Source organism: Streptomyces sp. KLMMK (assembly GCF_036961605.1).
GTDB classification, from domain to species: domain Bacteria; phylum Actinomycetota; class Actinomycetes; order Streptomycetales; family Streptomycetaceae; genus Streptomyces; species Streptomyces telluris.
Window position 1 is genome coordinate 1 of the sequence record NZ_JBAMDC010000553.1, and the last position, 3,415, is coordinate 3,415.

Genomic DNA, 3,415 nt, shown 5'->3' on the forward strand with positions numbered 1-3,415 from the left:
CCCCCTCGTCCTTCTCGTCCTTCCGTACCCGTCTCACCGGTACTCCGACAGCCTGCGGCCCACGCCGACGACGGCGGCGGCCGCGCCGAGCACGGTCAGCACGGCCGCTCCGGCGGCGAGGCCCCGGAAGGCGCCGCGCCCGTCGTCGGCCTCCTGCCGGAACTCGGCCTGCTCGTGGGCGATCGCGCGCTGCAGTTCGGTGTCCACCCGGTCGAAGGACGCGCCGGTGCTGTCCTTGTCGCCGATCACCTTGCGCAGGGCGTCGTCGTAGTCGCCGCGGTCGTCGGCGAGGGCGCGCGCCTGGCCGTGGCGCTGCTGCCACTCGCGGACGTTCTTGACGGCGGCCTCGACCGGATCGCGCCCCTCGGCGTCGTCGGCGAGCGCCCGGGCGCGCTCCAGCAGGGTGTCCGGGCGGGCCGGGCCCTGGCTGCCGCCGACGAGCCGGCCCATCCCGTCGCGGTAGCCGGTCTCGTAGGCGTCGTCGCCGTTCTTCCCGAGGACGGCGCCCCGGGCGACCATGGCGAGGTTCTCGTCGCCGCGCGCCTGCAGCGAGCCGATCCGGGCCTCGTTGAGGGCCTGCAGGGACTTCGCGCCGTGGGCGTAGGAGGTCTCCAGGCCGGAGCGGGCCACCGCGTGGCCGGCGACCAGCCACAGCAGGACGACGCCGGCGGCCGCGGTGGCGGCGAGCAGGCCGTGGTTGAAGACCCGGTTCGTCCGGAGGTAGTTGCGGCGCTGGGCCCAGGCGAGGGCGCCGAGCGCGACGGCGCCGAGGGCCAGGGCGGCCCACGGCCAGGACTTCGCGTCGTCGTAGTCGGAGCCGAGGCGATCCGTCTCGGCCTCGTACAGGCCGCGGGCGGCGGGCAGCAGCTCCCCGCGCATGCGGTCGCCCGCGTAGCGCAGATAGGCGCCGCCGAGCGGCAGGCCCTGGCGGTTGTTGGCGCGCGCGGCCTCCACGAGGCCGGTGTAGCGCGGCAGTCCTTCGTTGAGGGTGGCGATGCGGGCGCGGGCCGTGGCCGAGCCCTCGGCGTTCGCGGCGGCCTTCACCAGCAGCCGGGAGGCGAGCGCGATGTCCTTCTCGTAGCGCTGCCGGACCGCGCGCGGCTCCTGGCCGCCCGCGAGGAAGCCGCTCGCCGCGGTGGTGTCGGCGTCGGCGAGCGAGCGGTAGATGTCGGCGGCGTCGGCGCTGAGCGGCTGGCTGGTGCGGACGACGGAGTCGGCCGCGGCGGATCTGGAGGCGGCCTGCCAGGCGGTGACCGCACCGAACGCGATGAGGACCGCGGCCAGGACGGCGCCGATGGCCCGCAGCCTGCCGGGCTCGGTGACCGCCGCGGCCCGCACGCGGTCGAGGGCCTCGCGCCAGGCCGGGCCGGAAGTGCTGCGGCCGGGCGCTCCTCGCGGCCCGCCGGCCGGCTGCGGCTGTGACACGTGACCTCCCCCTCGGTCGCTGAGGGCGGCCCGTCGTCCGGCGCGGCCGGGAACAGGTGCCCCGGCCAGCAGTATGGCCGCAAGGGCTGACAAACACACCGGTGCCGGTGCGATCTTGTTCGGATCGCGATCTTCACCGGGGCCCGTGGCGGCCCTCGCTCCCCATCACGCCCGCCGGCCCGGCGCGGTTCCCCGCACCGGGCCGGACGCGTGTGCGCCTGTCGCGTGCCGTGCCTTACGCGTGCGTGCCTTACGCGTAGGTGTAGTACGAGCTGTGGTCGAGCATCTGGGCCGGGGTGACGTTGTTCCACGGACGCATGGTGTCGTTGAGGTCGACGACGTTCGCGGTGCCGGCGGCCGGCAGGTACGCGGACTGCGGGTGCATGCGCTGCCAGTCGGACCACAGCTTGTCGATGAAGCAGTGGTGCAGCCAGAAGACCGGGTCGTTGGGGGAGACGCCGGTGGCCATGTGGCCGCCCATCCACACGTGGACGTTGTTGTGGACGCGGCCCTGGCCGCGCCAGCCCTCGAGGTAGTTGCGGAAGCTGCCCTCGGAGAGGCTGTTCCACGGGGCCGTGTCGTAGACGGTCATGGCGAGGACGGCGTCCACCTGGGCACGGGTGGGCAGCGTGCCCGCGGAGCCCATCTCCCGCTGCAGGAAGGGGCTGTCCTCGGCCTGGACGTTGATGTTCCACTTGCCCGTGGAGTATGCGAAGGGGCCGGTCATGACCTGGGCATCACGGCTGCGGCCGTTGCCGCCCATGAAGTCGGCGCCGAAGATCGAGGAGTTGACCGTGCGGTCGACGGTCCAGTCCCAGTAGGGCAGCATGATCGACGCATCGATCTTCTGCAGCTCCTGCTCGAACTGGATCAGGAAGCGGCGGTGCCAGGGGAGGAACGACGGTGAGCGGTGGCCGACGCGGTCGCTGTCGTCGCGGTCGCTCATGATGAACTGGTCGTGCGTGCGGACGAATCCGTCGTAGACGCCGGTGCGCTTGAGCTCCAGCAGGGCGTTGACGAAGTTCCGCTTCTCGGTTGCGGTCAGGTTTGCCTGGTTCTTGCGCACTGCCATGGGGTTCGTGTCCTCGTTGGTGAGAAGTGTGGGGCGTGGGGTGCGTGCGGCAGCGCGCCGGTTACATCTGGATCGGGACGAGCGAGGCGCCCCGGAGCTTGTCGACGGCGGCGCGGGTGAGCGACAGCGGCTCGGGGAAGACCTGGTAGTGGTTGATGACGCTGATCCAGGTGCCGTCGCCGTTCCGCATGACGTGCAGCTCCTTGCCGTCGATCGTGACGGCGAAGCCACCGTGGGCCGCGTGCTCGCCGCTCGTCACCGGCTTGCCGACGATGCGGCGGCCCTTGTAGACCTCGTCGAACGCGGCGGGGCCGGTTCCGTGACCGCCGTGACCGCCGTGACCGGTGTGGTCCTCGGTGGTTGCGTGACCGGTGTTGCCGACCGCCTGCGCGCCGGTGGCGAGCAGCGCCACCCCGGCGGCGGCAGCGGCGGTTCCTCTGAGCATGACGCGACGGCTGACGTTGGACGACATGGGTCGGTCCCCCCTCGATTGCGCGCCGACAAGGCGCGGAATGGACGATCAGTAGCGGAAGTTGTCACGAATGCAGCCGTAAATCCCTTTTGATGACGGTTGCTTGTTGTATTTCGTGATCAATCCGTGCGGGCGGATGCTCGCATGATCAAGGAGGGGTCGAAAAATGGTTGGCCGATTTTGGGACATTGGGTAAATGAACGGTCAACCAACATCCTGGGAGAAATTGTCTGCCGAATGACGTTGTTGACGCCATGTCAGGAAACTTGGCCGCCGCAAGGGCTCCCGACGAAAGATCTTCCGGTCGGGGGTGGGGTGTGGTGACGCCTCTCACGATGTGAACATGACGTGAAGAAGGCGTCGGTATCGGGGATTCCGGCCAGGGAATGACAGATTCCGCGATACCGGTCGTCACACGGGAAACGGGCGCCAAACGGACCCCGCCG

The 3,415-nt window shown here is 70.8% G+C and carries 3 protein-coding genes; all 3 read right to left on the reverse strand.

The genetic code is table 11. The features are described from left to right. Positions 1-33: 33 nt before the first annotated feature. The 3 genes from V7793_RS35400 to melC1 all read right to left on the reverse strand — a co-directional run bounded on the left by V7793_RS35400 (position 34) and on the right by melC1 (position 2,969). Entirely contained in the window at positions 34-1,425 is a 1,392-nt protein-coding gene (locus V7793_RS35400; protein ID WP_443058072.1) for a hypothetical protein, read from the reverse strand. Positions 1,426-1,675: 250 nt separating this feature from the next. After that, the gene (gene melC2, locus V7793_RS35405; RefSeq protein ID WP_336013785.1) at positions 1,676-2,497 is read right to left on the reverse strand and encodes a tyrosinase MelC2; all 822 of its coding nucleotides are present in this window, start codon (positions 2,495-2,497) and stop codon (positions 1,676-1,678) included. A 61-nt stretch (positions 2,498-2,558) separates the two neighbouring features. After that, positions 2,559-2,969, reverse strand: coding sequence for an apotyrosinase chaperone MelC1 (gene melC1 / locus V7793_RS35410; protein ID WP_336013786.1), 411 nt, complete (start codon positions 2,967-2,969; stop codon positions 2,559-2,561). Positions 2,970-3,415 lie beyond the last annotated feature (446 nt).